The 7186-nt window shown below is 45.8% G+C and carries 6 protein-coding genes and 1 pseudogene; 5 read left to right on the top strand and 2 right to left on the bottom strand.

Annotated features, from left to right (window positions below; all coding sequences use genetic code 11):
* Positions 1 to 192: 192 nt before the first annotated feature.
* Positions 193 to 1242: an NAD-dependent epimerase/dehydratase family protein gene (locus tag BUB22_RS15675; protein ID WP_073116599.1), complete on the top strand. Its 1050-nt coding sequence runs from the start codon at positions 193 to 195 to the stop codon at positions 1240 to 1242.
* A 151-nt stretch (positions 1243 to 1393) separates the two neighbouring features.
* The gene (locus BUB22_RS15680; RefSeq protein ID WP_073116600.1) at positions 1394 to 2392 is read left to right on the top strand and encodes a virulence RhuM family protein; all 999 of its coding nucleotides are present in this window, start codon (positions 1394 to 1396) and stop codon (positions 2390 to 2392) included.
* Between the two features lie 18 nt (positions 2393 to 2410).
* Here BUB22_RS15680 and BUB22_RS15685 read toward each other — a convergent pair.
* Positions 2411 to 2674: pseudogene (locus tag BUB22_RS15685) on the bottom strand (transposase); the annotation flags it as partial.
* 779 nt (positions 2675 to 3453) lie between these two features.
* Between BUB22_RS15685 and BUB22_RS15695 the strand changes: the two are divergent.
* Together BUB22_RS15695 and BUB22_RS15700 are read left to right on the top strand one after the other, a co-directional pair.
* Complete coding sequence (locus BUB22_RS15695; RefSeq protein ID WP_073116604.1) at positions 3454 to 4806, top strand: AAA family ATPase; 1353 nt, start codon at positions 3454 to 3456, stop codon at positions 4804 to 4806.
* A complete protein-coding gene (locus tag BUB22_RS15700; RefSeq protein ID WP_073116605.1) occupies positions 4803 to 5546 on the top strand; it encodes an HNH endonuclease family protein in 744 nt (247 codons plus the stop codon). Before BUB22_RS15695 ends, BUB22_RS15700 begins: the two co-directional genes overlap by 4 nt.
* 38 nt (positions 5547 to 5584) lie before the next feature.
* On the opposite strand, the gene BUB22_RS15705 is transcribed toward BUB22_RS15700, so the two are convergent.
* Complete coding sequence (locus BUB22_RS15705; protein WP_073116606.1) at positions 5585 to 6244, bottom strand: hypothetical protein; 660 nt, start codon at positions 6242 to 6244, stop codon at positions 5585 to 5587.
* Between the two features lie 172 nt (positions 6245 to 6416).
* On the opposite strand from BUB22_RS15705, the gene BUB22_RS15710 reads away from it, so the two are divergent.
* Entirely contained in the window at positions 6417 to 7112 is a 696-nt protein-coding gene (locus BUB22_RS15710) for a hypothetical protein (RefSeq protein WP_073116607.1), read from the top strand.
* Positions 7113 to 7186: the final 74 nt, after the last annotated feature.

The following is a 7186-nucleotide window of genomic DNA, read 5'->3' on the forward strand; positions in this document are numbered from 1 at the left end:
GTATACCACTTAACAAGAAAAAAGGATATATTTTAACTTAACCGGTAATGAATATGGTTGTTCATGAACCCACTATTAAAAAACCTACAAATCCATCCTCGAGGATGCTATTGATATGTTAAAAAAGTGCGTGCGCAAAAGAATTGATGAACTCGATTCGTTGATTGAATTGCTCTAAAAAAAGGAGATAAAATGAAGATTCTTGTGACTGGTGCGGCGGGCTTTATCGCCTCGAAGATTATGGCGATGCTTTCGGCCCGCGGGGACGAGGTTGTCGGCCTCGACAACATCAACGACTATTACGATGTGCGCCTCAAGTACGGGCGCCTGTGGGAAAACGGTTTCCGTTCTGCGAACGGAGGCGTGCTTGCCGAAATCCCCTTCGGGCAGATGCTCGAAAGCACGATGCTCACGGGTGCGCGCTTCGTGCGCATGGACCTCGCCGACAAGGAATCTATCGACAAACTTTTTGCTGCCGAGAAGTTCGACAAGGTGGTGAGCCTTGCTGCCCAGGCGGGCGTGCGCTACTCCATCACGAACCCATATGCCTACATGCAGAGCAATATGGTCGGCTTCCTCAACATTCTCGAGGCATGCCGCCACAACCAGGTGAAGCATCTGCTCTATGCGTCGTCCAGTTCTGTTTATGGCCTGAACAGCAAGGTCCCGTACAGCGAAGACGACAAGGTTGACAACCCGGTTAGTTTGTATGCAGCGAGCAAGAAGAGCAACGAACTGATGGCGCATTCCTACGCGAAGCTTTACGGCATCCCGATGACGGGACTGCGCTATTTCACGGTTTACGGCCCGTGGGGGAGGCCCGACATGAGCCCGATGCTGTTTGCCCGCGCCATTTCGAAGGGCGAGCCCATCAAGGTGTTCAACAACGGTGACATGATTCGCGACTTCACCTACATCGACGACATCGCCGAGGGCAGCGTGCATGCGCTTGACCACATGCCTGTCGCAGAAAAGTGCCCGAACGGTGTGCCATACAAGGTGTACAACATCGGGTGCAGCCACCCGGTAAAGCTGATGGACTTTATCGCCGAAATCGAGAACGCCTACGGCGAGCCCGCGAAGAAGGAATTCTTGCCGATGCAGCCGGGCGATGTTTACCAGACGAACGCCGACACCACGAAGCTCGAGGCGGAATGCGGCTACAAGCCCCACTGGAGCCTGCACGACGGCATCGCCGAGTTCATGAAGTGGTACAAGAGCGACAAGAACCCGCTGAGGTAGGGCTGTTGCTGGATGCGGGGCACAAGATGCCCGCGGGGTCGCTGACGCGCCCCCGCGAAATATTTTTCAAAAAATGCGCCGGGGGTATTGACAACCGCCCTGCGTTTGTGTATATTTGATAGTGAACAAGTGTGTAGGTTTTTGGGGCGATATGAACGAAGAGATTGTAATTTTCAGGACCGATGACGAGTCCATCAATGTGGAGGTCCGTTTCGAGGACGAGACGGCCTGGCTTACGCAGGACCAGATGTCCGTGCTGTTTAGCAAGTCTAAATCGACCATAAACGAGCATATAAAGAATGTATTCAAAGAGGGAGAACTAGACGAAAAAGAGGTTGTTCGGAAATTCCGAATAACCACTCCGCATGGGGCGATTGAGGGCAAAACGCAGTCTCACGAGGTGAATTTCTACAACCTTGATGTCATTATTTCTGTGGGCTATCGCGTAAAGTCCTTGCGAGGCACTCAGTTTAGGCAGTGGGCCACGAAACGCCTCAAGGAATACATCGTCAAGGGCTTCACGATGGACGACGATCGCCTAAAAAAGTTGGGCGGAGGCAATTACTGGCAAGAACTTCTGGCGCGGATTCGCGACATCCGTGCCAGCGAGAAGGTGTTCTACCGACAGGTTCTCGACATTTACGCGACGAGTATTGACTATGACCCCAAGGCGGATACATCGGTTCTGTTCTTCAAGAAGGTGCAGAACAAGATGCATTTTGCCGTGCACGGGCAGACTGCGGCGGAGGTCATCTATAGCCGCGCAGATGCCGAAAAGGTTTTTATGGGACTTACGACTTTTTCTGGGGATAAGCCGACTCTTCAAGAGGCGTTGATTGCCAAAAATTATCTGGATGAAAGGGAATTGCGAGCCATGGGACAAATCGTTTCAGGTTATCTGGACTTCGCAGAGCGCAAGGCCGAACGCCATGAACCGATGACTATGGCGGACTGGTCAAAGCACCTGGATCAAATCCTGACGGCTGGTGGCGAACAGTTGCTTAAAGGCAATGGCTCTGTTTCCCATGAACAGGCGGTCGAAAAGGCTACCGGTGAATATCGCAAATACCAGCAAAAGACGCTCTCGTCTGTAGAAAAGGCTTTCTTGGATTCTATCAAGACGATCGAGAAAAAGACTTCGAAAAAATAGTTTGTTCCAACATCAGATTTAGGCTGAAGAAAAGCCGAGGATGTTGTTCGTCCGGATATTGCGCCAATGCTGGCTGGGGAACTCGAGGTACGTCAGCGTTTCGCCAACTCCCTTCGCGTACATGTCCGCGGCCGAGTTCAGCTTCATCTCGCGCAACTTGCGTTCAACGTCCTTGACCTTGGCTAGCGTGGCCTCGCGGTCCTCCTGGGCGTAGGTGGCCTTGAGCAGGGCGGCCACTGCGGCGAACTTGTTGCGTGGAACCTTCGTGAACACGTTCCTGAAGAAGTGAACCCCGTCTCGTCTCCCGCATTGCGTTAGGGATCGAAGCCCGAAGGGCCGGGAGGGCCGCTCGTCAACTGCGCTCGGCCCTCTAGGCGGGGAAACCGTGGGGTGACGCCACGGTTCCGTGCCGCGAGAGCCCGCCCCCGGCCCTGGCCGGGGAACGCCCCGAACTCAACAATCTCAGCCGCGCCGCCGTCGACCAGCGGGATTCCATTCACAATGCCAGGCTGATTCCCCCGTGCATCATCGGGAAGAATGTCTCCATCGAGAACTGCACCATCGGCCCGAACGTGACTATCGGTGACAACTGCAAGCTCAAGAACCTGACGATGAAGGACTGCATCATGTGGGACAACGAAGAAATCGGATATTCCCACTTCGAGAACAAGATTATCGCTAGTTGCTAGGGGAGATTCTGTAGAAGGAACACAACAGAGGGGCTCGCGCCCCTCTGTCGTGTTTTGAGAATATCCCCATGCAGGGTGGCGATTGGACTGTGTTTTACAGAAAATGTAAAAGATAAGGAGTGGGACGATTTTGGGGGTATGGAGGGGGTGTAATCGGGTGGCAGGATGTGCCGTGCACTCGCCAGGTTAAAGATGTTGTCGCGGGTATTAACAGATTCTTCTTCAGCGAGGGGCGGCTCCGCCAAGGGGCTCCGCCGCCCCTCGCAAGATGAGGCGTATTTGGGGATGGGACTGATGAATGGTTGGACTTTGGGGGCTGTTTTTCGTAAGAAATGAACGTTTGAATAAATTTTATGCTATTTTTATTTTTAAATGAAACAAATTGAATATGCATCACCTTTTTTAAAATCCATAAAATTGCAAAATTTTATGGGATTCCAGGAGTGGGAATCCCTGTTGAACGATGTTACTGTTATCATTGGAAATAACACAAAAGGTAAAACGAGCGTATTAAACGGTATTCAAGTCGCATTAGGCGCTTTTTTGCAGTGCCTAGGTGATTTGCCGGGAACAAGGGCTTATCGTCGCCAGATTCTTGAAGATGAGCGTTATTGCTGGTTTGACGACTCTTCTCGCGACTACTTGTATAGTGATCAAAAGACAAGAGTTTCTGTTCTGTCTTCGTTGTCTTGTGTTTCTCCGGGGCAATTCTTTGGTACGCCGATAGGGTGGTATAGGGAATTGGTAGGGGCTTCAACTAGCCACAACCAGCGTTGTATTGGTGAATTGCAAGAATTTGTTGATGCTGTAGTTGAGTCTAGAAAACCCTTGTCTGACAACGAGCCTGATGTTGCAAAAAAAAGTGTCTTGCCGGTATTGCTTTCTTTCGGAACAAACCGTTTGTCATCACAAATGAGGATGAATAAGGATACCTCTGAAAGAATGTCTAGGGTAAAGAGGGCCTACAAGGCCGCCTTGACGGAAAAAGTTGACTTTGCTAGTGCTCATGGTTGGTTCTTGAATGCAGAAAAAAACATTCGCAGTGGAAAAGAGTTTGAGGGCACGAAAATTGCTTTTATTGATGCGATAAAGACGGCAATACCGTATATCTCTGAAATTGATATTGATATGGCGTATGGCGAACTGGATGCTGTAGTTGGGTTGGATGCGCGCAAGTCTAGGCATCGTTTTTCGCAGTTGAGTGACGGCTTTAAGTCGATGATTAATCTTGTTGCAGAAATTTCTCACAGGTGTATCGAACTGAACGGATTCCTTGGTGAGAAGTCGATTACCAATACCCCTGGTGTAGTTCTTATCGATGAAATAGACTTGTACCTGCATCCCAAGTGGCAACGACATGTCTTGGCTGACCTGAAAAAAGCATTTCCGTTAATTCAGTTTATCGTCACGACCCATTCTCCATTTATTGTGCAAAGTGCACCGAAAAATGGTTTGATTGTTTTGGACAATGAATCACTTGAAGAAAACAATCAAATGGCTAGTCTTGAGGATGTTGCGATTAAATTTATGGGAATGTCCGAAGATACCCGTAGAAGCGAAAAATATAATGAAATGGTTAGGCTTGCTACAGAATACTTTGATATAGTGAAATCTGGTGGCGAACTAACAACAGAACAGGAAAATCGGTTGACCCAAATTGAAACGGAAAATTCGGATGATCCGGCTTATGTTGCACTACTAAAGGCTGAGAGAAATACCCGATGAGACCTGTAGAAAAATGGCCGGTAGGACATGCGTATCAAGGTGGGGTTGTTCAGGCGACGTATAAACCGTATCAAAGTGCCAAGCCTGTACTTAATGAAAATTTGGGAGAATTCTGTTCGTATTGCGAAGTTGCTGAACATGTTGTACGTTCCGAGGCTGTAGAGCATACATTGCCTAAAAGCTCGAATACGAATTTAACTTATTCCTGGAATGATTTTTTGTTGGGGTGCTCTATTTGCAACGCCATGGACAATAAGGGAAATGTAAATCCGTCTCCTGTTTGTCATTTTCCTCACAAGAACAATACTTTTTTGAGCTTCGTTTACACCCCCGTTGGTGGAGTGTTGGTTAATCCGTCCCTGCAAAATCCGACATCAATACAAGGAGCACAGGAATTGCTCAATTTGACGGGAATCGGTAAGATGCCTCAAATGAATCAAGCGTCGGATAATCGTTGGTCTCACCGTCGAGGCTCCTGGATACTTGCCCAAAAATACCGGACGAAATATTTGTCTAAATCTACGCCAGCGGAAAGAACTGAGGTCGTTGAGTTCATTGTTGACTTGGTTCAGAATCGTGGCAATTGGTCTGTCTGGTTTACTGTTTTTTTTGGAATTGACGAGGTCCGAAAAGCGTTGCTTGATAATCTGAACTTCCCAGGAACTGCGAGCCATTGCTTTGATCCAAATAATCATTACGAACCGATTGAACGAAATCCAGGAATGCCAGATCCCGTGTAGGTGGAACAATCTTCAAAAAATGATTGGTTGACGTTGTTCTATAATTCCACTTCGGCTATATCAACATCCTCTCCAACGCCTCTAATTTGGTGGTGTATGTCAGAATAAATGGATTTGATTTTTTCTTTTAAATCGTTTTCCCATTGCAAGATGGAACCTTGAGAGAAGGCTTCGTTATATTGCTTTTCTATTTCGTCATTTAAAATGCGAATAAATCCATAAAAGGCTTCGCTTCCGCTTCCGATGGCAATAAATAGAACCTTGCTGTCTTTTGGCAAATAAGTGTAATTACAGTATGATTTGTAACGGGCATCTTCGTATTTGAAATAGTATTCAGTAAATACTTTATCATTGCTTTTGGAAAGAAGAATGAATTGATCTGGTGAATCATCTCCATGCTTTAGCCAATATTGGCTTGTGAAAGAATTTATGTCATCATATTTCTTTACTTCTCTTAGTGCTTGGACGAATGTTTTGAATTTCTCGTCACTTCCGGCCATGGCTATGTATGCAGTGTTGTTGCATATGGGAATAATTTTTGTTCCGCTATTTTGCCAGTAGACATTTCCTGTTGTAGTAATTTTAATATTATCCATTTGAATTTGAATTGGACTTCCGTCTTTAGATGAAATTGTCCTTGTTTGATCTCCAAATAGGAATCCTTTCTTTTTTGTAAGTGCTGCGACGATAAGTGTCATAATTGCTCCGTTTTTTTCTAATTATACATTTTTTTAATAATGGCGTTGGTGTCGAAATCATACACTACATTCTCTAGGGTGGATATTGACTACATCGAATAAAAAGAGTATATTCCCAATGAGATGATTATGGGTGAGAAATGGCGTTACCCAAATCTATAATTGAGGAAAAATGACTCCGCGTAAAAAGACTGACATGAAAGTGAAAACAAAAATGGCGCGAAAGATGAAAGGCCTAAAACCCAAAGATATGCGGATAGATCCGTCAATGTGGCCTCTAGTCTTGCAATCCTTATTTTCTGCTGGAGAGGTCGCGATAGCATCGGTTAATCTTCCGATTGCAATATTTGCGGCTTTTTTTGGTGGTGTAATTGCGGAATTGAAACAGCAAAGTTTTCAGCAAACAATAGATAGGCTGGATGATTGCTATAAAGAGCTCGTCTCTAAGGACTTAATATCCAAAGAATTCCTTGAATCGGATGATTATGCGAATTTAATGATCGATATAATAAAAAGGATAAATTCTTTTAATCGGGAAGAAAAGAGAGTGGCGGTTGTCCAAATTTATAAACAGGTTGTACAGAATCAGCTTGCATATGATGATTCTAATGAAAAAATCTTTATTGATATTCTCGGAAATATTTCTACGCAGGAGATTTTGGTGTTAAATTTTGTTGAAATGAATGCAAAAGAACTTGAAACAATTGATACTTGGTGGAATTTTTATGACCTTTTTGCTCAGCAGAATATAACTGCAATAGATAAGTACAAGTTTAAGTTCTATGCGTCTCACTTAGAGCAGATGGGCCTTATTTTCTGTTCTGATTTAGATGGATATGATAATAATCTGGACCATGCAGGAGTTTAATAAGAGGGTAGCATAAGCTACTATATTCATTGCGCAACCCCAAAAAGGTAAAACAATGGCAAAAGTCAACTACA

The organism is Fibrobacter sp. UWCM (assembly GCF_900129735.1).
Classification (GTDB): domain Bacteria; phylum Fibrobacterota; class Fibrobacteria; order Fibrobacterales; family Fibrobacteraceae; genus Fibrobacter.